Raw genomic sequence first — 21,467 nt, forward strand, 5'->3', positions numbered from 1 at the left:
GCCGCTGCTCTCAGATCTTGCTGACTTCCACTGCGCAGTCGTAGAAGGTGGGCGCGCGGCCCATGTCCGTGAGGCGCTGGCTGGTGAGTTCGTTCACATTGGTTCCATCGCGGCCAAGCTTGCGCCACCAGATGCCCAGGCCGTTGACCACGCCGGGGCGGGCGCGCTCCGACACGCGGGCCACGCATTCGTGGGCGCCGCGGCCATTGAAGACACGCACCACGTCACCATCGGCAATCTGCCGCGCAGCGGCGTCGCTGGCGTGGATTTCCACCAGCGGCTCCCCTTCGATGTTGCGCAGGCTTTGCACGTTGACAAAGGTGGAGTTGAGAAAGTTGCGCGCGGGTGGCGAAATCATGGCCAGCGGGTAGCGCGGGTCAGCCCCGGCCGGCTCGAAGTTGGGCACATGGTTGGGCAGGCCATCCTCGCCGCGCGCGGCCAGGCGCGCACTGAAGAACTCACACTTCCCGCTGGGCGTGGGGAAGCCGCCCTCGGCAAACGGCGTCTCGGGCACGGGCAGCGGCGCAAAGCCCTGTGCCAGCATCGCTTCAAAGTCCACCTTGTCGCCAAAAGCCGTGCGACACAGCGCCTCATCGCTCTCGGCAAACACCGGGTCGGTGTAGCCCATATGGCGCGCCAGGTCCCGAAAGATCTGCGCGTTGCTGCGCGCCTGGCCCAACGGTGCGATGGAGGGGCGGTTGAGCAGCACATCGGTATGGCCGTAGCTGCTGTGCACATCCCAGTGCTCCAGCTGGGTGGTGGCTGGCAATATGTAGTCGGCGTAGTCGGCCGTGTCGGTTTGGAAGTGCTCCAGCACCACGGTGAACAGGTCCTCGCGCGAAAAGCCCTGCACGACCTTGGCCGATTCGGGCGCCACGGCCACGGGGTTGCTGTTGTAGACGATGAGGGCTTCGATGGCCGGGCCGAATTCCGGGCTGGCGGGGCGCAGCAGATCGTTCCCAATGGTGCTCATATTGATCGTGCGGGGGCTGCGGCCGGCCAGCAATTCTGGGCGCTCCAGCGCCGCTGTTTGCGCCGGCACATAGCCGGAACTGGACAACAGCACGCCGCCGGCGCGCTGGCGCCAGGCACCCACCAGCGCGGGCAGGCAGGCAATCGCGCGTACCGCATTGCCACCACCGCGCACGCGCTGCAGCCCATAGTTCATGCGGATGGCCACGGGCTCGCCCGCGCGGGCCGCCTGGCCGTAGTCGCGGGCCAAGCCCTTTACTTCATCTACCGTGATCCCGCAGACTGCCGCCGTGCGTTCGGGTGTCCATTCCAGCGCGCGTGCGCGCAACGCTTCCCAGCCCAGGGTGTGGCGCGCGATGTAGTCGTGGTCCAGCCAGTCGTTGACGATCAGCTCATGCACGAGGCCCAGCGCCAGCGCGGCATCGGTGCCGGGCAGCAGGGCGATGTGCTGGTGGCATTTCTCCGCAGTCTCGGAGCGACGCGGGTCTATGCAGATGATTTTTGCACCATTGCGCTTGGCGCTCTGCACATGGCGCCAGAAGTGCACGCTGCTGGCAATCGCGTTGCTGCCCCAGATAAGGATGAGCTTGGACTCAGCGAAGAACTCCACGCGCATGCCCACCTTGTGGCCCAGCGTCAGCGTCAGGGCTTCGGCGCCGGCCGAGGCGCAGATGGTGCGGTCCAGCCGGGCAGCGCCCAATTGGTTGAAAAAGCGCGCGGCCATGCTCTCGCCCTGGACCCGGCCCATGGTGCCGGCGTAGCTATAGGGTTGGACGGCTTGCGGGTCGCGTGCGGCAATGGCTTGCAGGCGTTGGGCAATGTCGGCCAGGGCTTCGTCCCAGCCCACAGGTGCAAACTGGCCACTGCCCTTGGGGCCGCTGCGTTTGAGTGGTCGCAGCAGGCGGTCGGGGTGGTAGGTGCGCTCGGTGTAGCGCGATACCTTGGTGCACAGCGCGCCACCAGTGGCAGGGTGATCGGCATTGCCCTGTACCTTGACGGCGATGCCCTCGCGCACAGTGACGACCATGGAGCAGGTGTCGGGGCAATCGTGGGGGCAGGCACCCAGCACCTTGTGCTCGGCTGCAGAAGCGGAAATCTCTGGGGTCATGGCTCTACTTTAGCGAGTCTGGCCCTGGCACGTCGCCATAGGGGTGCACAATCCATGTCCCTGCTGGAGTTCTCACCATGAAACTGCTAGATCCCATTGTTGCCAATACCCCGCAGATTGCCGCCTTGCGCCGTGATTTGCACGCCCATCCCGAGCTGTGTTTTGAAGAGGTCCGCACTGCCGATCTGGTGGCCGCCAAGCTGACCGAATGGGGCATTCCCATCCACCGGGGGCTCGGCACCACGGGCGTGGTGGGCATTGTCAAGGCCGGCAGCTCGGACCGCGCGATTGCGCTGCGCGCGGATATGGATGCATTGCCCATGCAGGAATTCAACACCTTTGCCCATGCCAGCCAACACCCGGGGAAGATGCACGCCTGCGGCCACGACGGCCACACCGCCATGCTGCTGGGCGCGGCCCAGTACCTGGCCCAGCACCGCAACTTTGACGGTACGGTGTACCTGGTGTTCCAGCCGGCCGAGGAGGGCGGTGGTGGCGCACGCGAAATGATCAAGGACGGCCTGTTCGAGCAGTTCCCCGTGGAGGCCGTTTTCGGCATGCACAACTGGCCCAACATGCCCGCTGGAACCATGGCCGCCAGCGCGGGGCCGGTCATGGCGTCCAGCAACGAATTCAAGATCACCATCACCGGCAAAGGCGGCCATGCGGCCATGCCGCACAACGCTATCGACCCCGTGGTGGTGGCTTGCCAGATGGTGCAGGGTTTTCAGACCATCATCAGCCGCAACAAGAAGCCCATCGATGCGGGTGTCATCTCGGTCACCATGATCCACACCGGGGAGGCCACCAATGTCATTCCTGACCACTGCGAGATTCAGGGCACGGTGCGCACCTTCACCATCGAGGTGCTGGACATGATTGAGCAGCGCATGCGCGATCTGGCCCAGCACACCAGTGCCGCCTTTGGCACGCAGTGCGAATTCGAGTTTGTGCGCAACTACCCGCCCACCATCAACAGCGCGAAAGAGGCCGACTTTGCCAGCAAGGTGATGGCCGATATCGTGGGCGAGGACAAGGTGTTGGCGCAGGAGCCCACCATGGGGGCCGAGGACTTTGCCTACATGCTGCAGGCCAAGCCGGGCTGCTACAGCTTCATTGCCAATGGCGACGGTAACCATCGCGACATGGGTCATGGCGGCGGGCCTTGCATGTTGCACAACCCGAGCTACGATTTCAATGACGCCCTGCTCCCGCTGGGCGCCACTTACTGGGTGCGGCTGGCCGAACAGTGGCTCGCGCCGCAGGCCTGAAAAACGTATGATCCAGACAGAATGTAACGGGAGGTAACCATGACCAATTGGAGTGAGTTGAACTCCCGCGAACGCCCCGTGGGGCTACCCAGTGCGACCCGCCGCCAGATCGGCCCGGGCCAGTACCGCTACACCTTTGTCCACGAGGATCTGGAGGTCGACGATCCCTCGCTGGACGCATCGGGCCGGCACTTTGTGTCGCCCCGCGAGTACGGCTTCAGCATCCGTGGCTTCCACGGAGGCAAGACGGCTTGGGCGCGTGACTTTGCCAACGGCACCATGCTGGTAGTCAATGCCGACGCACAGTCTCATGTGTTGTCACCGCGGGTGCCGGCACGCGTGCTGTTTGTCGCGCCTGACGGATCCCTGTTGCAGGACAGTGCGCTGGCGGTGCGCGCAGCCCAGCGTGCTCCCGATCTGGTGAGCATCCGGCTCACGCTCACGGCCACGGTGGACTTGCAGGGGGAGTCTCCCGAAGCGGCCCGTGCCTTGCTGATGCGCATGGTGGACCGGGGCATTGTGGGCGGGGCCCAACCCGGCGAGCCCGAAGCCCTGGTGATGGACTACGCGTTTGAAGGTGCGGCCGTGCTGCCGCCCGAGAGCCCCAGCTCCACCCACACCGACTTTTCGCAGTTGCTGGACCTTTAGTCCGCGCCGCTTCAGGCCTGTGCCACGGGGGCGTAGCGCCCTTGTGCCATCTGCAGTAGCCCGTCAAAAATCAGGTTGTCCACCAGTTCGAAGGGGCGTGTCATGCTGGGTGCCATCTTCCAGCCTGCTCCACCCGTCATGATGCATTTGGGCTCGGTGCCGCATTGGGCGGTCACATGCTGCACCATGCGCTCCACTGCACCGGCAATGGCATAGGTGCCGCCGCTGGTCAGCGCATCGCTGGTGTTGGTGGGGAAGTGGCGTACTTCCCCCGTGGGGACGTGCAGGCCGGCCGTGCCGGATTCGAGCGCGCGCAGCATGATGCCGTGGCCCGGCAGGATCAACCCGCCCAGAAACTTGCCTTCGGCGTCGATGGCTTCTACGGTCACTGCCGTGCCCACCATCACCACCACCATGGGCCGCGCGGGGCCTTGGGCGCGCATGCGGTGGTAGGCGCCAATCATGGCAACCCAGCGGTCCGCGCCCAAGCGGGTGGGGTGGTCGTAGCCATTGCGCAGGCCTGCTTCCCCTTCGCTAGAGACCACCCATTGCGGCACCACATCCCAGGCGTCCATCTGCTCTTGGACACGGCGTTTGACTGCGTCCCCGGCCACCACGCAGCCCAGCACATGACGGGGCGCGCGCAGGCCACGCCAAGCACCATCGCCCAGCTTGTCGATGTTTTCCAGAAACTCGGCGCCCTGGGCCAGCAGGGCGGCGCCAGGGGTAGGGCTGGCGTACTGCGCCCACTTGAGGCGCGTGTTGCCAATGTCCAGGGCAAGAAAAGTCATATCGCTTTTTTCGGGATGTCTCTGCGCCTATTGTGCAGCCTCTGACCTGTCTGCTTAGCCTTGTCTCCAGGGCAGGCCGCGCAGGCGCCAGCCGCCGCGGTGGCCGCGCTGGGCGTTGGCGTCAGGGTCACCCTCAAAGCCTTCAAGGATGTTGTAAGCCTCCAGACCCAGCTCGGTGGCGCGCTTGGCGGCGGCAATGGAGCGCACGCCGCTGCGGCACAGCAGCAACACCTTCTTTCCCGCCGGCACGGCGGCCTGCAAGCCCGCATCAAACTGCGGATTCATCGCCATGCCGGGCCATTGCTTCCAGGCCAGTGCCACAGCGCCGGGCACAAAGCCCACCCACTCGCGTTCTGCATCGGTGCGCACATCCACCAGCACGGCCTCGCCCGCCTGCCACCAGGCGCAGGCCAGTTCGGCGCTCACATCTCCCGCATAACCGGCTGCAGCCTGCGCTGCGGTGGCACCCGCGCTGCCTGCGTCGTGGCGTACACCCGAGCTCAGGTTGGCTGGCACGGCTTCGTCCATGCGGCGGGGGCGTGGCAGGTTCAGACCTTCCATGATGGCCACGAACTCCGCCAGACTCTTGCCTGCCACGCGGGCGTTGCTGGCCTTCTCGGTGCCAATGGTGCTGCGGGTGCGACCCTGGTAGTCATGGCCGGGCCAAACGGTCGTGGCGTCGGGCAGGGCAAACAGCACTTGCGTGATGCTGCGGTACAGGTCTTCGGCATTGCCGGATTGAAAATCGGTGCGGCCGCAGCCACCAATCAGCAGCGTGTCGCCGGTGAATACATGGTCGCGCCAAGTGAAGCTCATGCTGCCGCTGGTGTGGCCGGGCGTGTGGAGCGCACGCAGGGTCTCGGCGCCAAAAGTCAGGGTGTCGCCATCGGCCAGCTGCATGGCTGCAGTGCCGATGCCACAACCGGCTGGCGCGGCCGTCTTGGCCCCTGTGTGCTCGGCCAGCAGGGCCGCGCTGGTGATGTGGTCAGCGTGCGCGTGGGTCTCGACGGCCCACTGAAGCTTGAGTCCGTACTGGCGCAATGTGGCCAGATCGCGCTCCAGCTGCTCATTCACCGGGTCCACGATGAGCGCGTCGCGGCTGGCCTCGTCAAACAGGATGTAGGTGTAGGTGCTGGACGCCGGGTCGAAGAGCTGGATGGGTTGCATGGCGGGGCGGGTCCGTGGACGAGTAACAAAGCGTAAACACGCCTTGCCACTGTACTGGATTTGACCGGTGCCGGGCCCAGTGGCGGGTTACGCACAGGGGGCGTCGTCCAAAGGCGTCCACTTGGCCGTGCTGCGCGACGATTCCAGCACCTTTTCAATGAAATGCACACCGCGGGCACCGTCCTCCACGCGCGGGTAGTCCGCGGCCAGCGGGTCTGCCACCGCGCCCTGCAGGCGTGCGCGGATGTCGGCGGCTACGCCCAGGTAGACGTTGGCAAAGGCCTCGATAAACCCTTCGGGATGGCCTGCGGGCAGGCGTGAGGCGTTCTGGGCGGCTTCACACAAGCCTGCTGATGCGCGCGTGATGGTGTGCGGCGGGCCGTCCAGCGGGGCGTACAGTAGCTGGTTGGGGTTTTCCTGGCACCAGACCAGGCTACCGGCAGTGCCGCTTACACGCAGGCGCAGATCGTTCTCGCTGCCTGTGCAGATCTGTGAGGCGATCAACACACCGCGTGCGCCACCCGAGAGGCGCAGCAGCATGTTCCCGTCATCGTCCAGCGTGCGGCCCGCGCCCATGGCACTGAGGTCGGCGCAGAGGGATTCAATTTTCAGACCGGTCACGGTGCTGAGCAGGTTTTCGGCATGCGAGCCAATGTCGCCCATGGCACCGGCCGCGCCGCTCAGCGCCGGGTCCACGCGCCAGGCGGCCTGCTTGCTGCCGGTGCCTTCCACGGCCGTGGCCAGCCAGCCCTGGTGGTACTCCACTACCACTTTGCGCACGGTGCCGATGGTGCCGCTGGCCACCATATGGCGCATCTGGCGCACCAGCGGGTAGCCCGTGTAGTTGTAGGTCACGCCAAATACCGTGCCTTGTCGCTTGACGGTGGCTACCAGGTCGCGCGCCTGCGTGCCGGTGTGCACCAGCGGTTTGTCGCAGACCACATGGAAACCGGCCTCCACAAAGGCCTGGGCCACGGGGTAATGCAGATGGTTGGGCGTGACGATGGAGACAAAGTCGATGCGTTCTTCCGGGCTGCGGCGCAGCTCGTCGGCCAGCAGCTCTTGCCAGCTGCCGTGGTTGCGATCGTCGGCCAAGAACAAGTCGCGGCCCGAGGCGCGTGCTTTGTCCGGGCTGCTGGAGAGGGCGCCGGCTACCAGTTCGATCTGGCCATCCAGCGCGGCCGCCTTGCGGTGCACGGCGCCGATGAAGGCATCGCGGCCGCCGCCCACCATGGCATAGCGCAGGCGGCGTGGAGTGTGGGCAAGGGTCATGGGGCTTGTTGGTCCTTGGCGAACACGGCGTCAAACGCGCCGGCAGCCGGTTTGAAATCCAGGCGCTTGCAGAAGGCAGCACTCTCGGTGGCGCCATGCACGCGTTCCATGCGGCTGTCTTCCCACTCCACGCTCAGCGGGCCTGCGTAGGCAATGTCGTTGAGCGCAACGATGATGGATTCGAAATCGATCATGCCGCGGCCCACGCTGCGAAAGTCCCAGGTGCGGCGCGCATCGCCAAAGCTGGTGTGGCCGCCAAAGGTGCCCACCGTGCCGTCGCCCTTGCCCCACCAGGCGTCCTTCATGTGGACGTTGAAGACGCGCTCCGGGAAGGTGCGCAGGAAACGGATGTAATCCACGCCCTGGTAGGCCAGGTGGCTGGGGTCGAAGTTGAAGCCAAAGCGGCGGTGCTGGTTCACCGCGGCCAGCGCGCGCTGGCTGGTGGCAATGTCAAACGCGATTTCGGTGGGGTGGACTTCGAGTGCAAAGTTCACGTGCACTGACTCGAACACATCCAGGATGGGTGTGAAGCGCGCACCGAAGTCGGCAAAGCCCTTGTCCCAGTAAGCCTGGCTGGTGGGGGGGAAGGCGTAGATGGAATGCCAGATGGAGGATCCGGTGAACCCGGTCACCGTTTTTACGCCAAACTTGGCGGCGGCACGGGCCGTGTCTTGCAGCTCGGCAGCCGCTCGGCGGCGCACGCCTTCAGGGTTGCCATCGCCCCAGACATGGGCGGGCAGGATGGACTGGTGGCGCTCGTCAATCAGGTCGCACACCGCCTGGCCCACCAGGTGGTTGCCAATGGCCAGGCACTGCAGGCCGTGGCGTGCCAGCAGGTCGCGCTTGTCTTGCACGTAGGTAGGGGAGGCCAGGGCCTCCTGCACATTGAAATGGTCGCCCCAGCAGGCGAGCTCCAGGCCGTCGTAGCCCATGCGCTGGGCCAGCGGGGCCAGTTCGGCCAGGGGCAGGTCGGCCCATTGGCCGGTGAACAAGGTGACAGGTCTTGCCATGGAGATGCTCCAGAAAAGGGGGAGGAGGCCTGTGGCTGATCGCTATGCTTTTAATAGCTGCTTGCGCAATGTTAGAGGGGGCTACAGGCCTGTTTCTTCAATAAAACGCCTGAAAGCTTAGAACGGCGAGTCCGGGAAGTAGAAGTTCTTGGCGGTTTCCTTGGTGATCAGCACCGACGGAATGATGGTGGTGGCCGGCAGCTTGGCACCCTTGAGGCGGGCTTCGGCGGTCATCTTCACGGCGTCGTAGATGAACTTGGGCGAGTAGGACACATTGGCCTGGATGCGGGCATCGCTGCCGTCCATCAGGGTCTTGATGGAGCCCTTGGCACCGGCACCGCCGAATACCAGCTTGATGTCGGTGCGCTTGGCCTGGTCGATGGCCTTGAGCACGCCCACCGACATGTCATCGTCAGCCGCCCAGACGGCGTCGATCTGCGGGAAGCGGGTCAGGTAGTCCTGCATGACCTTGAAGGCGTCGTCACGGTTCCAGTTGCCGTACTTGGCGTCCAGCACCTTGATGCCGGGAAAGGCCTTGAGGCCGGCGTTGAAGGCGTCGTTGCGTTCGTTGTCCACGTTCGACGCAATGCCGCGCAGCACGACCACATTGCCCTTGCCGCCCAGTGCCTTGCCGATATAGGCAGCTGGCACTTCACCGAAGGTGGTGTTGTTGGGGGCAACGTAAGCATCTTGCGCGCTGGTGTCGGTCAGGCCGCGGTCCACCACGGTCACGTATACGCCCTTGCCCTTGAGCTGGGCCACGGGTTTGGTCAGGGCGGCCGATTCGAAGGGCAGCACCACCAGGGCGTTGATCTTGTTCACGGTCAGCAAATCCTGCAGCTGATTGGCCTGTTCGGGCGAGCCGCTGGCGGTCTTGACGATGACTTGCAGGCCGGGGTTGGCTTTTTCGAGTTCGGCCTTGGCCTGGTTGGCCCAGAACACCACGCCCGCCATGAAACTGTGCGTGGCTGCCGGGATGGACACGCCCAGCACCACCTTTTCGGCGGCGAAGCTGGGGGCGCTGCCCAGCGTAGCCAAGGCCACGGCGGTCAGTGCGAGTCTGCGGGTGATTTTTTTCATTTCAGTTGTCTCCGGTTGCAGGTTGAGAAAACAGCGGTTTGCTGTGGTTGGGGGAAAACGTAGGGACGCCCGCCGCCGGGCCGCCCCAAGGCGGGCAGCGCCCCCCTGGGGGGCAGCGACCCGCGTAGCGGTGGAGCGTGGGGGCTTCATCTTTTTGACCTTTGCAAAAAGGCCACGGCGATGATCACGAAGCCCTGCACCGCAGCGTTGAGGTACACGCTGATGATGCTGGTGAGGTTGAGGATGTTGCTGATGACCGAGAGCAGCACGGCGCCCACCACCGTGCCGGTGATGGTGCCCGCGCCACCCTTGAGCGCAGTGCCCCCGACGATGACGGCCGCAATGGCTTCCAGCTCCCACAGCAGGCCGGTGGTGGGTGAGGCGGAGCCCAGGCGCGGCACATAGAGCAGCGTGGCCACACCCACACACACACCCAGCAGCACATAGGTCAGTACCTTCACACGGTCTACGTCCACGGCGGCGTAGCGTGCCACCTGTTCGTTGGAGCCGATGGCCTGTACGTAGCGGCCAAAGGTGGTGCGGTTCAGGATCAGGCTGCCCACCAGCGCGACGGCCAGAAACACCCACACGGGAATCGGTATGCCTGCCACGCTGCCGTAGTACACCGGGCTGTAGATGTCGGTCAGGTCGTTGTCCAGCGTAATGGCGCCGCCATTGGAGAAGTAGGTGAGGTAGGCGCGAAAGATGCCCAGCGTGCCCAGCGTCACGATGAAGGGCTCGATGCGGCCCTTGGTGATCAAAAGGCCATGCGCCAGGCCAAATGCCGCACCCAGTACCAGGGCCAGTACCATCCCCAGAGCCACGGTGCCCACGGGCGAGCCCAGTTTGGGCGCCAGGTAGTTCATCGCCAGGATCACGCTGCCCGCAATCAGCGCGGCCATGGAGCCCACTGACAGGTCAATGCCGCCGGACACGATGACGAAGCACATGCCCACGGCAATGATGCCGATGAAGGCCGTGCGTGTAAGCACGTTGGTGATGTTGTCCAGCGTGGCGAAGTTGCTGTTGAGCAGCGTACCCACCACGCACAGCAGCACCAGGCCGATCACCGGGCCCATGCCCTGTAGTTTGGCAAGCCACTGGCTGGCAGTGGTCTTAGTGAGTTCCTGTGGCATGGGCGATGAGCTCCTCTTCGGTGAGTTGTTGGGATTCCAGAACCGTTTGCAGACGACCCGCACGCATCACCGCCACGCGGTGGCACAGGCCAATCAGCTCCATGAGTTCGCTGGAAATAATGACGACGGCCAGGCCCTGGCTGGCCAGCTTCTGGATGAGCAGATAGATGTCGCGCTTGGCGCCGACGTCCACGCCGCGTGTGGGCTCGTCCAGCACCACGACCTTGGGGCCGGGGTGCAACACCTTGGCCAGCGCCACCTTTTGCTGGTTGCCGCCTGACAGGCTGGAGGCCTTGATCTGCAGACTGCCGGTGCGGATGCCAAACTCGTCCACGGCATGGGCCAGCGCCTGGTCTTCCTGTGCAGGCTGCAGCAGCGGCGTGGCATAGCGCTCCAGCGCCATGAGGGTCAAGTTTTCGCGCAAGCCAAAGTGCACATGCAGGCCCTTGCCTTTGCGGTCTTCGCTCAGGTAGGTCAGGCCCAGACGCACGGCGTCGCGCGGGTTGCGGATGGTCTGAACGCGGCCTTGCAGTTCCACTGTGCCCGCGCTGCAGCTGCGCAGGCCCATGATGCCCTCGAACAGCTCGGTGCGGCCCGCCCCCACCAGACCGGCAAAGCCCAGAATCTCGCCGGGGCGCACTTCAAAGCTCACGTCCTGCGCCCAGCCCGGAACGCTCATGCTCAGCACACGCAGTGCGGGTGTGGTGGTGGCGGGGGCCGAGGCCTTGGGCGGGTACAGGTCGGCCAGTTCGCGTCCCACCATCAGGTTGGCCATTTGCTGGCGCGAGAGGCTGGCCGTGGGCTGCTGAGCCACACAGCGGCCGTCGCGCATCACCACCACTTGGTCGGTCATGCGCTCCACTTCATCCAGCTTGTGCGAGATGTAGACCAGGGCCACGCCCTCGCTTTTCAGCTGGCGCATCAGGCCAAACAGGCGTTCGGTCTCCGTGGGCGTCAGCGTAGCCGTAGGCTCGTCCATGATCAGCAGACGCGCCTTGCGCAACAGCGCTCTGGCAATTTCCACCAGCTGTTTCTCTGCCACGATCAGGTCTTTCACCCGCGTGTTCACGTCGGCGGTCAGGCCCACCTGGGCGATGGCGACCTGCGCCTCTGTGCGCATGGTCTCTTCGTCTAACAGCAGGCCACCCCAGCCACGTTTCTTCTCGTGGCCCAGGAACAGGTTTTGCGCAATCGTCAGGTCTTCGGCCAGGCTGAATTCCTGGTGGATCAGCACAATGCCCTGGGCCTCGGCGTCGCGGGAGCTGGTGAAGCTCTGCACCGCACCGTTGACCAGCAGGCTGCCGCCCGTGGCGGGCTCAAAGCCGGCCAGGATCTTCATCAGCGTGGACTTGCCCGCACCGTTCTCACCCAAGAGGCCCAGCACCTGGCCCGTGGGCAGGACAAAGTCCACCCCATGCAGCACCTGCACCGGGCCAAAGGACTTGGTGGTCCCGCGAAATTCAATTTGCAGGCTCATGCGCCGGCCTTTCGGTGTTTCAAGGTTTCTTGCATGGCCAGCACCCCGGCGCCTACGACGCCAGCCCGTTCGGCCAAGGGCGTGTACTGGATTTCGAGGTGCCGGGTCGAGAGCGCCAGCGAGCGCTGGTAGACGCTTTGCCGCACCGAGGCCAGCAGCTGCGGCCCCGTGCGCGTGAGCCCGCCGCCGATGAATACGTGAGAGGGGTTGAAGAAGTTGACGACCGAAGCGAGCATCTGGCCGATGCGGCTGCCCGACTCCTGGATGATGCGGTTGGCGGCAGCGTCGCCATTGCGGCTGGCCTGGCCCACCAGTTCGGGGGTGATCACACCGTTGGCTTCCAGCGAGGCTGCCAGCAAGGGGCTTTCGCCCGAGGTGGCGGCTTCGGTGGCGGAGCGCACGATGGCTGGGGCCGCCGCCATCACTTCCACGCAGCCCAGCTTGCCGCAGTGGCAGCGGGGGCCGTCCACGTCCACACAGATGTGGCCTACGTCGCCAGCGGAGCCATTGGCGCCACGGTAGACCTCGCCATGGCAGACGATGCCGCAGCCGATGCCGGTGCCTACCTTGATGACCAGGAAGTTCTGCAGGCCGCCTTGCAGGCGCCAGAGCTCGCCCAGCGCCATGAGGTTCACGTCGTTGTCCACAAACACCGGTGCGCTGTACTCCTCGCGCAGGTAGTCGCGGATGGAAAAGCTGTCCCATTCGGGCATCAGGGGCGGGTTGACCAGTTGGGCGCTTTCAAAGTCCACCGGGCCGGGCACGCCCAAGCCAATCGCGATCACCCGCTTGGCGCTCACGCCGCATTGGGTGAGCAGTTGGCGCATCAGCACGCGCAGCCGCGCCAGCACCACGCCGGGGCCGCTGCGCACGTCGGCTACTTCGGTATGGCGAGCCAGCACGGTCAGGTCGGGACGCAGTACGGCCACGTCCAGGCTGGTGGCGCCCAGGTCCACGCCGATGAGCACGCCCAGCTCGGGGCTGAGCTTGATGGTTTCGGGCCGGCGCCCGCCGGTGGAGCCGCGAAGGCCGCTTTCTTCGAGCAGGCCCACGTCCAGCAGGCCCGCAATCAGGCTGTTCGTCTTGCTCTTGGAAAACTCCAAGCGGTCGGACAGGGCGAAGCGCGAGCTTCCCTCTGACCAGAAGATGGCCTGCAGCAATGCGGTCTCGTCCAAAGACAAATCGTCCCAGGGTGCCAAAGTCTGTCTCCTGTATTTTTTCGTTCCACCCATCGTCTGGCTCGGGGTGGTGGCGAATCGTAGGGGGGTGCTTCAGCCAGACAAGATCAAACTTAGACCAAATTCAGGTCAAAGTCACGCCGTTTTGGGCCGGGTAAATGCGTAAGCCTGCGTTGGGTGAACTGGTTTACAGTTGACGTTTACGTAAACGTCAATTCGCCGCTTTCTGCCCTTTTTTGCGAGTGCCCCATGACCGATCTGTCCGCTGACTTCAAAGCCCTGGCCAACTACCGCCCCACGCACAAGGTGCGTTTTGTTACTGCGGCCAGCCTGTTTGACGGGCACGATGCGGCCATCAATATCATGCGGCGCATCCTGCAGGGCATGGGCGCCGAGGTGATTCACCTGGGCCACAACCGCAGTGTGGACGAGGTGGTCACTGCTGCGCTGCAGGAAGACGTGCAGGGCATCGCCATCAGCTCCTACCAGGGCGGCCATGTGGAGTACTTCAAGTACATGGTGGACTTGCTCAAGGCGCGGGGTGGGGCGCACATCCAGGTGTTTGGTGGCGGTGGCGGGGTTATCGTGCCGGCCGAAATCCGCGAGCTGCACGCCTATGGCGTGGCCCGCATCTACAGCCCCGAAGACGGCCAGCGCATGGGGCTGGCCGGCATGATCGGCGAGATGGTGATGCGCTGCGACAAGGACATCACCACGCTGGCGCCCACCGACCTCACCGCTATCCAGGGCCACACCGAGGCCAGCTGGCGCGCCTTGTCCCAGTTGCTCACCGCCATCGAAGCCTCCAAGGTAAATCAGGTGTTAGTCCAGGAGATACGTGCGCAAGCAGCTACTAAAAAGATAGCGGTTGTGGGCATTACCGGTACGGGTGGTGCCGGCAAGTCCAGCCTGACCGACGAGCTGATCCGCCGCTTGCGGCTGGACCAGAATGACAACCTGCGCGTGGCAGTCATCTCCATCGACCCCAGCCGCCGCAAGAGTGGTGGTGCGCTTTTGGGCGACCGCATCCGCATGAATGCCATCTCGCCATGGCAGAAAGGCTCCCGCGTATTCATGCGCAGCCTGGCCACGCGGGACTTTGGCTCCGAGATCAGCGCCGCGCTGCCCGACGTGATTGCCGCGTGCAAGGTGGCGGGTTTCGACATGATCGTTGTCGAGACCTCGGGCATCGGCCAGGGTGATGCCGCCATCGTGCCGCATGTGGACGTGCCGTTGTATGTCATGACGCCAGAGTTTGGCGCGGCCAGCCAGCTGGAAAAGATCGACATGCTGGACTTCGCCGAGTTTGTCGCCATCAACAAGTTCGACCGCAAGGGTTCCAGCGATGCGCTGCGCGATGTGTCCAAGCAAGTGCAGCGCAACAAAGAGGCCTGGACCACGCCCGCTGACCAGATGCCCGTGTTCGGCACCATGGCCGCGCGTTTCAATGACGACGGTGTGACTGCGTTGTACCAAGCGCTGCTGCCGCGCCTGCAGGTCTTGGGCGTGCCGCTGAAAGACGGCATGCTGCCCAAGGTAACGGTGCGCCACAGCAGCAACCAGACCCCCGTGGTGCCCGCCGCACGCACGCGTTACCTGGCCGAAATCAGCGACACCGTGCGCGGCTACAAAAAGCGGGCGCGCGAACAGGCCAAACTGGCGCGCGAGATCCAGCAGCTGCGTGCATCGGGTCGCATGCTTCAGGAGGCCAACCCCGACAAGGAGCGCGCAGTGCTGGCGGTCCATGACCTGGCCGCGCAGCGCGAAGAGCGCATGGGCGCGGCCGAGCGCAAGCTGCTGGCCCAGTGGCCCGAGATGCAGAAGGCCTACGCGGGCGACGAGTACGTGGTGAAAATCCGTGACAAGGAAATCCGCACCGCGCTGACCACCAAATCATTGAGCGGCACCACCATCCGCAAGGTGGCGCTGCCGCAGTATGTGGACCATGGTGAAATTCTGCAGTGGCTGATGCTGGACAACGTGCCCGGCAGCTACCCCTATACCGCCGGCACCTTCGCCTTCAAGCGCGAGGGTGAGGACCCGACCCGCATGTTCGCCGGAGAGGGGGATTCTTTCCGCACCAACCGCCGGTTCAAGCTGTTGAGCGAAGGCATGCCGGCCAAGCGACTGTCCACCGCCTTCGACTCGGTCACGCTCTACGGCAACGACCCCGACCCGCGCCCCGACATCTACGGCAAGGTGGGCAATAGCGGCGTGTCCATCGCCACGCTGGATGACATGAAGGTGCTGTACGGTGGGTTTGATCTGTGCAGCCCCAGCACCAGCGTGTCTATGACCATCAACGGCCCGGCGCCCAGCATCCTGGCGATGTTCATGAACACGGCCATCGACCAGAACATCGACAAGTTCAAGGCTGATAACGGCCGTGAGCCCACCGATACCGAGGCTGCCAAGATCAGGGAGTGGGTGCTGGCCAATGTGCGCGGCACCGTGCAGGCCGACATCCTGAAAGAAGACCAGGGCCAGAACACCTGCATCTTCAGCACCGAGTTTTCATTGAAGGTCATGGGCGACATTGCCGAGTACTTTGTGCACCATGACGTGCGCAACTTCTACAGCGTGTCCATCTCCGGGTACCACATTGCCGAGGCCGGGGCCAACCCCATCAGCCAGCTCGCGTTCACGCTGTCCAACGGTTTCACCTTTGTGGAGGCGTATCTGGCGCGCGGCATGCACATTGACGACTTCGCGCCGAATCTGAGTTTTTTCTTCAGCAACGGCATGGACCCCGAGTACACCGTGATGGGCCGCGTGGCGCGCCGCATCTGGGCGGTGGCGATGAAGGAGAAATACGGCGCGAATGAGCGCTCACAAAAACTGAAATACCACATCCAGACCAGTGGCCGCAGCCTGCACGCGCAGGAGATCCAGTTCAACGACATCCGTACCACGCTACAGGCGCTGATTGCGATCTACGACAACTGCAACAGCCTGCACACCAATGCGTTTGACGAGGCCATCACCACGCCAACCGAAGACAGCGTGCGCCGCGCCATGGCCATCCAGCTCATCATCAACCGCGAGTGGGGACTGGCCAAGAACGAAAACCCGTCTCAAGGCGCTTTCATCATTGAAGAGCTGACTGAGCTGGTCGAAGAAGCGGTGCTCAAGGAATTCGAAAGCATTGCCGAGCGTGGTGGCGTGCTGGGCGCCATGGAGACCGGCTACCAGCGCGGCAAGATCCAGGACGAGAGCATGCACTACGAGATGCTCAAACACACGGGCGAACTGCCCATCATCGGCGTCAACACCTTCCGCAACCCCCATGGTGACCAGGTGCTGGAGAAGCTGGAGCTGGCACGCAGCACCGACGATGAAAAGCAGAGCCAGCTCAAACGCCTGGCAGACTTCCACGCCCGGCACGCCGACGCAGCCCCCGCCATGCTCAAGAAGTTGCAACAGGCTGTGATTGACAACCAGAACGTCTTTAACGTGCTGATGGACGCCGTGCGCGTTTGTTCGCTGGGCCAAATCACCAGCGCGCTATTCGAGGTGGGCGGGCAGTACCGGCGCAATATGTAGCCTGCTGCGCGTGCAACGCTTATCCAAGACCCCCGTATCGACGGAGTGTCTTGTTTCGTATCCCGTAAAAAACGACCAAAGGAGGAGGGCGTGAGCAGGGATGCGGGTGGGCGGTGGAAGTGGGTTTCGGGAAACTGTCCAACGGCTGAGAACATTGAACGTGCACAAACGTATCTCTCCCAAGTTGTTCCGGCTATTGCGAATCACCCGTTCGGGGGATTGTGCAGACAGCAGAAGACTTGAAGAATCCATTCCCTATTGTGTGGCGCAATGTTCCGTGAAAAGACCACATGCGCCGTTGGGCTGGATACCAAATAAAGGGAGGGGTAATGGCCCTGTGCATCGACTCTACAAACGCGGGATACATAACGCTCGCTACCAACGCCTTGAATCGCCTCGCCGGAGGTGTTGGCAATGCTTTGACATATACCGTTCAAGCCTACCGGTTCGGAGGACGTTCGGTCACGCGTGTCACTGAAGGCCCCGCGATTCTCGCAGCGCAAGCTGTAAGACCGCATAGCGTCACTTTGATACGCAGAATTATTGCCAGCCAGCACTGGGTCCGGATCTGCCAATCTCTCACCAATGACTGCTCGCCAGACAAGTGGCTGAAAGACCGTGCCTGGAGTGGTGTCAAGAGCCTGATTCCTTTCGTCAGTGTAGATGCTGGTTTCATGCGCAAGGTCACCACGACCGGCAGCAGTTCAGTAGCCAACTGGAGCGGCAACAATGATCAAACTGCTAATCTCAGCATGATGGGCATCATTCGCACGGAGCCTGCACCTGCTTACATTCTTCTGGCGCACGAACTGGTCCACGGTGATCGCATTTCCCGAGGACTTCTGCAGATGCGGCGCTGCAATTGCACGTTCCTAGTCGACCAGCGCCAAGGTAATGTGGGAGGTGGTGGCCCAAACCACCTGCGCCAACAACCTGCCTTCAGAAGCGGACAGATCGTCGGAGGTGGTGCGAATATCCAGTTTGCAGGGGGCGTATTGGTTTCCAATGCAAATCACGTCATCACCCCTCTCAATCAAGGCTGGATATGGGCTGATGGAACCATGGAACTTGCGGAGGAGGTCGCGACAGTGGGGCTAAGTGATGACAATGGAGTGCTTCCCCATGATCCTTTGGCAATTACAGAAAACATGCTCCGTGCGGAGCACAATGAGCGTAAGCGCCTGAAGTATGGTCTGTTTACGCGGCATTTGAACCTGTAGAAGCAGACTAGATGTGATCGACATGTGTTTACCGTCGATACGATGTAAGCCCAAAGAAGCTGGGGCTTTGCCGCCCATATAGATACTTCAGGCCCGCGCCTTGCGCGTACTGTGCAGCTTTCTGGAGGTATGTATGGCAAATGATGTCCCCACCGAACAGCTCGTCGCCGCGCTGGTCATGAAAGCGGCGGACGACGTGGCGGCCGGGCTCACGCGGGCCCAGGTCGTTCAGGCCCTGGTCGATCTGGCGGCCACGCGCGAGGTGGCGGAAGCCATTGCGCTGCGGGGTGAAGACCTTTATGTCTCCCGGGGCGGCGTGCTCAAACGCTGATTCCTGACGCCCCGGACAGGGGTTGGTGCGCTTATTGCTAGGTCTTGCACCTATAAGGTGCAAGACCATGTTGTTGTCAAAAATACCGCTGTGGTTGGGACGGCTTAGTGTTGGGCGCAAGCTCACCCTCATTTACCTGCTGGACTTGACGGCCGTCATTTACGTCTCCGGCATCCTGATCCACGAGAAGTACCTGGCGATTGACTTTGCCCGCAAGGAAATTGTGGGCGCCCACTATGCCGAAGTGGTGCGGCGCAACCTGATGGGCGCTTTCCGGGTACCGCCGCCTGTGGCCGGCGCGCCATCCGATACCGTCCGCCACGCCGGTGACCTGCAGGCGCTGGAAACCATACGCAGCGCGCACGACGCGACCCTCAACACTGGCGAAGCTTCGCAGCGTCTGGCCTCCCTGCTGCTGACTCCGTCCAGCAAGGGCAACAAGACGGCCCTGTTGGCCCAGGGTCGGGACCTGCTCACCATTGTGGGCAACCAGTCCAACCTGATTCTAGACCCCGATCTCGACAGCTATTACGTGATGTCGCTCACCGTGCTGCGCTTTCCGGAGCTGCTGCAGGTGCTCTACGACACGCGCGACTTCATGCAGCAATGGGGCCAAGGTGTGCAGGGCCACAATCCCAGCGCCCAGCTCCTCACGCTGGTGGGCCGGCTGGACGCCGTGCTGCAGGGTATGGAGTCGGACTATGAGCAGGCCTGGCTGGCCGGTTCGCCCCAGCTCAAGGCGGGCCTGGGCGCCACGCGCAGTGCCTTGCTGGCGCAGGCGCGTCGCTTCTCGGAATCTGTGCAGGCCAGCTCGGGCAAGGCCATGAGCGCGGCGGAGCTGCAGGCGCTGGACCAGGACTACCAGGCAGCGCTCACCGGGCTGGACGACGCTTGGCGCGTGGGCCTGGAGCAGATGCAACTGCTGCTGGATGCGCGGGTGGACGGCCTGTTCCAACGCATGTGGTTGCACCTGGGCACGGCGCTGCTGTTGCTGGGCTGTATTTTGAGTCTGGTGTACCTGGTGGCGAGCCAGATCGCGCGCCCGCTGCAGGCGCTGGCCCGCGTGGCGGACGATGTGCGCAACACGGCCGACTACACGCGCCGCGCCAACTGGCACAGCCGCGACGAGATTGGCCAGCTTTTCACCGCCTTCAACGGCATGCTGGCCCAGCTGGACCGCGACCGCCTGGCCCAGCAGGAGCTGGCGGCCAGCGCACGCGCGGCCGAGGCGCAGCGCGAGCTGGTGGAGGCCTTCCCCATTCCCATGGTGGTGACCTCGGTGCCCGAGCACCATGTGCTGCATGCCAATGCACCGGCCTTGCCCTGGCTGGGCGAGCGCGATACCGACCCCTGGCGCACCGGACTGGAACCGGGCGTGCGCAGCCGCTTCTTCCAGCGCCTAGCAGACTTTGATGCGGTGGACGAGTTCGAGGTGCGTTGGTTGGGCGGGGCGGTACCCTCCTGGGCCGTGCTGTCGGCGCGCCGCCTCAAGTACCAGGGGCAGGACGCGGTGCTCACCGCCTTCGCGCCCATCAACAAGCTCAAGGTCATGGAGCAGCGTCTGGAGCTCTGGGCCAAGGTGTTTGAGGCGTCCAGCGAGAGCATCATCATCATGGACGAGTCGCGCAAGATCATCAGCGTCAACCGGGCCTTCTGCCGCAGCACGGCGTTCGACTTCTACGAAGTCATCGGCCACGACCTGTCCATGGTCATGGACAGCCCGCAGGACATGGTCTGGTCCGATCTGGAGGACAAGGATGCCTGGCAGGGCGAGGTGCGCATCCGCAAGCAGTCCGGCGGCAGCTACCCGGCCTGGCTCATGGTGTCTGCGGTGCACAAGAGCGCCACCAGCGGTGAGGTAGTCAACTACATCGGCATCTCCATCGACATCACGGATCGCAAGGCCAAAGAGGAGCGTATCCGCTTCCTGGCCCAACACGATGTGCTGACCGAGCTGCCCAACCGTTCCCTGTGCCAGCAGCGCCTGGCCGAGGCGCTGGCCCAGGCGCAGCACACGGGCGAGCAGGTGGCGGTGCTCTTTATCGACTTGGACCGCTTCAAGTTCATCAACGACACCCTGGGCCACCATATCGGTGACGGCCTGCTGCGCACCGTGGCGCGTCGCCTGACTGCCGCCGTACGCGCCGACGACACCGTGAGCCGCCTGGGCGGGGACGAGTTCGTTGTCATCCTGCGCCATGTGGCCCACCGCGACGAACTGGCGGCCATGGTCAACCACCGGCTCATCCCCGCGCTGCGCCAGAGCGCCATGGTGGAGGGCAACAACCTCACCGTCTCCTGCAGCGTGGGCGTGGCGCTCTACCCCGAGGATGCCACCGCCCAGGACGAACTCATGCGCCGCGCCGACGCCGCCATGTACGAGGCCAAGGCCGCCGGGCGCGACATGGCGCGCTTCTTTTCGCCCGAAACCGATCAGCGCGTGCAGGCCCGCCAGACCATGGAGGCCCAGCTGCGCCAGGCCCTGGCCAACGACGAATTCAGCCTGCACTTTCAGCCGCGCCTGAATGCGCGTACGCGCCGCGTGCAGGGCGCTGAAGCCCTGCTGCGCTGGGACAACCCGTTGCTGGGCCAAGTCTCGCCCAGTCACTTCATTCACCTGGCCGAGGAGACCGGCCTCATCAAACCCATAGGCCTGTGGGTGCTGCGTGAGGCCTGCGCCCAGTGGGTGGCGCTGCAGGCGCGTGGCCTGTGCCAGGGCGTGGAGCTGTCGGTCAACCTCTCGGTGGCCCAGCTCTCCGATCCGGAGCTGGTGGAGCAACTGCGCGAGGTGCTGGACGCCTCGGGCATGGAGCCTGGCCTGCTGGAGTTGGAGCTGACCGAATCCACGCTGATGGACAACCCGGTCGCGGCCCAAGCCCAGGTCAGTGCGCTCAAGGCGCTGGGCGTGCAGATCGCGATTGACGATTTCGGCACCGGCTACTCCAGCCTGGCCTATCTCAAGCGTTTCGAAATCGACAAGCTCAAGGTAGACCAGTCCTTTGTCTACGGCATGCTGGACGACAGCGCCGACGCCGCCATCGTGCACGCGGTGATCGCGCTGGGCCACACCCTGGGCCTGAAGGTGGTGGCCGAGGGCGTGGAGAACCTGCCCACCGCCCAGACGTTGACCGCACTGGGCTGCGACGAGTTGCAGGGCTACTGCTTTAGTCGCCCGCTGCCGGTGGACGCCCTGGTGACCTGGTTGCACGCCCAGGACGACCGTCCCGATCGCCGCAAGGCGCGCTGAGGTTTTCTGAGAATTG

At 64.0% G+C, this 21,467-nt stretch carries 15 protein-coding genes and 1 pseudogene; 6 read left to right on the plus strand and 10 right to left on the minus strand.

Translation table 11 applies throughout. From position 1 onward, the window contains the following. Window positions 1-10: 10 nt before the first annotated feature. Window positions 11-2,080 (minus strand): molybdopterin-containing oxidoreductase family protein, encoded by a 2,070-nt coding sequence (locus tag AC1RNN_RS17670; protein WP_493090641.1) that lies wholly within the window; start codon window positions 2,078-2,080, stop codon window positions 11-13. Window positions 2,081-2,157: 77 nt separating this feature from the next. On the opposite strand from AC1RNN_RS17670, the gene AC1RNN_RS17675 reads away from it, so the two are divergent. Together AC1RNN_RS17675 and AC1RNN_RS17680 are read left to right on the plus strand one after the other, a co-directional pair. Beyond that, entirely contained in the window at window positions 2,158-3,351 is a 1,194-nt protein-coding gene (locus tag AC1RNN_RS17675) for a M20 aminoacylase family protein (RefSeq protein ID WP_493090642.1), read from the plus strand. Window positions 3,352-3,390: 39 nt separating this feature from the next. Beyond that, window positions 3,391-3,999 carry a hypothetical protein gene (locus tag AC1RNN_RS17680; RefSeq protein ID WP_493090643.1) on the plus strand — a complete coding sequence of 203 codons (609 nt, stop codon included), beginning with the start codon at window positions 3,391-3,393 and terminating at the stop codon, window positions 3,997-3,999. 11 nt (window positions 4,000-4,010) lie between these two features. Here the strand turns inward: AC1RNN_RS17680 and AC1RNN_RS17685 are convergent, their stop codons facing one another. The 9 genes and pseudogenes from AC1RNN_RS17685 to AC1RNN_RS17725 form a co-directional block, all read right to left on the minus strand. Next, entirely contained in the window at window positions 4,011-4,790 is a 780-nt protein-coding gene (locus tag AC1RNN_RS17685; RefSeq protein WP_493090644.1) for a type III pantothenate kinase, read from the minus strand. A gap of 54 nt (window positions 4,791-4,844) precedes the next feature. Beyond that, complete coding sequence (locus AC1RNN_RS17690) at window positions 4,845-5,294, minus strand: rhodanese-like domain-containing protein (RefSeq protein ID WP_493090689.1); 450 nt, start codon at window positions 5,292-5,294, stop codon at window positions 4,845-4,847. Between the two features lie 162 nt (window positions 5,295-5,456). Further along, window positions 5,457-5,957, minus strand: a pseudogene (locus tag AC1RNN_RS17695) (MBL fold metallo-hydrolase); the annotation flags it as partial. 87 nt (window positions 5,958-6,044) lie between these two features. Beyond that, complete coding sequence (locus tag AC1RNN_RS17700) at window positions 6,045-7,229, minus strand: Gfo/Idh/MocA family protein (protein ID WP_493090645.1); 1,185 nt, start codon at window positions 7,227-7,229, stop codon at window positions 6,045-6,047. Further along, a complete protein-coding gene (locus tag AC1RNN_RS17705; RefSeq protein ID WP_493090647.1) occupies window positions 7,226-8,239 on the minus strand; it encodes a sugar phosphate isomerase/epimerase family protein in 1,014 nt (337 codons plus the stop codon). The genes AC1RNN_RS17700 and AC1RNN_RS17705 overlap by 4 nt, the downstream gene beginning before the upstream one ends. A gap of 117 nt (window positions 8,240-8,356) precedes the next feature. Then, on the minus strand, window positions 8,357-9,319 hold the full coding sequence (locus tag AC1RNN_RS17710; protein ID WP_493090649.1) for a substrate-binding domain-containing protein: 963 nt from the start codon (window positions 9,317-9,319) through the stop codon (window positions 8,357-8,359). Window positions 9,320-9,465: 146 nt separating this feature from the next. Further along, window positions 9,466-10,455 (minus strand): ABC transporter permease, encoded by a 990-nt coding sequence (locus tag AC1RNN_RS17715; RefSeq protein ID WP_493090651.1) that lies wholly within the window; start codon window positions 10,453-10,455, stop codon window positions 9,466-9,468. After that, window positions 10,436-11,932, minus strand: a complete 1,497-nt coding sequence (locus AC1RNN_RS17720) for a sugar ABC transporter ATP-binding protein (protein WP_493090652.1) — start codon at window positions 11,930-11,932, stop codon at window positions 10,436-10,438. The genes AC1RNN_RS17715 and AC1RNN_RS17720 overlap by 20 nt, the downstream gene beginning before the upstream one ends. Further along, window positions 11,929-13,131 carry an ROK family protein gene (locus tag AC1RNN_RS17725; RefSeq protein ID WP_493090654.1) on the minus strand — a complete coding sequence of 401 codons (1,203 nt, stop codon included), beginning with the start codon at window positions 13,129-13,131 and terminating at the stop codon, window positions 11,929-11,931. Before AC1RNN_RS17725 ends, AC1RNN_RS17720 begins: the two co-directional genes overlap by 4 nt. 228 nt (window positions 13,132-13,359) lie before the next feature. On the opposite strand from AC1RNN_RS17725, the gene icmF reads away from it, so the two are divergent. From icmF to AC1RNN_RS17745, 4 genes are all read left to right on the plus strand, one after another. Next, window positions 13,360-16,653: a fused isobutyryl-CoA mutase/GTPase IcmF gene (gene icmF, locus AC1RNN_RS17730; protein ID WP_493090655.1), complete on the plus strand. Its 3,294-nt coding sequence runs from the start codon at window positions 13,360-13,362 to the stop codon at window positions 16,651-16,653. A gap of 329 nt (window positions 16,654-16,982) precedes the next feature. Then, the gene (locus tag AC1RNN_RS17735) at window positions 16,983-17,873 is read left to right on the plus strand and encodes a M91 family zinc metallopeptidase (RefSeq protein WP_493090656.1); all 891 of its coding nucleotides are present in this window, start codon (window positions 16,983-16,985) and stop codon (window positions 17,871-17,873) included. Window positions 17,874-18,006: 133 nt separating this feature from the next. Beyond that, a complete protein-coding gene (locus tag AC1RNN_RS17740) occupies window positions 18,007-18,204 on the plus strand; it encodes a hypothetical protein (protein ID WP_493090658.1) in 198 nt (65 codons plus the stop codon). Window positions 18,205-18,271: 67 nt separating this feature from the next. After that, window positions 18,272-21,451, plus strand: a complete 3,180-nt coding sequence (locus tag AC1RNN_RS17745; RefSeq protein ID WP_493090660.1) for an EAL domain-containing protein — start codon at window positions 18,272-18,274, stop codon at window positions 21,449-21,451. The last annotated feature ends 16 nt before the right edge of the window (window positions 21,452-21,467 follow it).

Source organism: Rhodoferax sp. GW822-FHT02D07, assembly GCF_058802405.1.

What these genes read in the sequence shown, in the direction of transcription:
- AC1RNN_RS17670 (WP_493090641.1), bottom strand. Translation starts at nt 2,080, where the DNA reads ATGACCCCAGAGATTTCCGCTTCTGCAGCCGAGCACAAGGTGCTGGGT.
- AC1RNN_RS17675 (WP_493090642.1), top strand. Translation starts at nt 2,158, where the DNA reads ATGAAACTGCTAGATCCCATTGTTGCCAATACCCCGCAGATTGCCGCC.
- AC1RNN_RS17680 (WP_493090643.1), top strand. Translation starts at nt 3,391, where the DNA reads ATGACCAATTGGAGTGAGTTGAACTCCCGCGAACGCCCCGTGGGGCTA.
- AC1RNN_RS17685 (WP_493090644.1), bottom strand. Translation starts at nt 4,790, where the DNA reads ATGACTTTTCTTGCCCTGGACATTGGCAACACGCGCCTCAAGTGGGCG.
- AC1RNN_RS17700 (WP_493090645.1), bottom strand. Translation starts at nt 7,229, where the DNA reads ATGACCCTTGCCCACACTCCACGCCGCCTGCGCTATGCCATGGTGGGC.
- AC1RNN_RS17705 (WP_493090647.1), bottom strand. Translation starts at nt 8,239, where the DNA reads ATGGCAAGACCTGTCACCTTGTTCACCGGCCAATGGGCCGACCTGCCC.
- AC1RNN_RS17710 (WP_493090649.1), bottom strand. Translation starts at nt 9,319, where the DNA reads ATGAAAAAAATCACCCGCAGACTCGCACTGACCGCCGTGGCCTTGGCT.
- AC1RNN_RS17715 (WP_493090651.1), bottom strand. Translation starts at nt 10,455, where the DNA reads ATGCCACAGGAACTCACTAAGACCACTGCCAGCCAGTGGCTTGCCAAA.
- AC1RNN_RS17720 (WP_493090652.1), bottom strand. Translation starts at nt 11,932, where the DNA reads ATGAGCCTGCAAATTGAATTTCGCGGGACCACCAAGTCCTTTGGCCCG.
- icmF (WP_493090655.1), top strand. Translation starts at nt 13,360, where the DNA reads ATGACCGATCTGTCCGCTGACTTCAAAGCCCTGGCCAACTACCGCCCC.
- AC1RNN_RS17735 (WP_493090656.1), top strand. Translation starts at nt 16,983, where the DNA reads ATGGCCCTGTGCATCGACTCTACAAACGCGGGATACATAACGCTCGCT.
- AC1RNN_RS17740 (WP_493090658.1), top strand. Translation starts at nt 18,007, where the DNA reads ATGGCAAATGATGTCCCCACCGAACAGCTCGTCGCCGCGCTGGTCATG.
- AC1RNN_RS17745 (WP_493090660.1), top strand. Translation starts at nt 18,272, where the DNA reads ATGTTGTTGTCAAAAATACCGCTGTGGTTGGGACGGCTTAGTGTTGGG.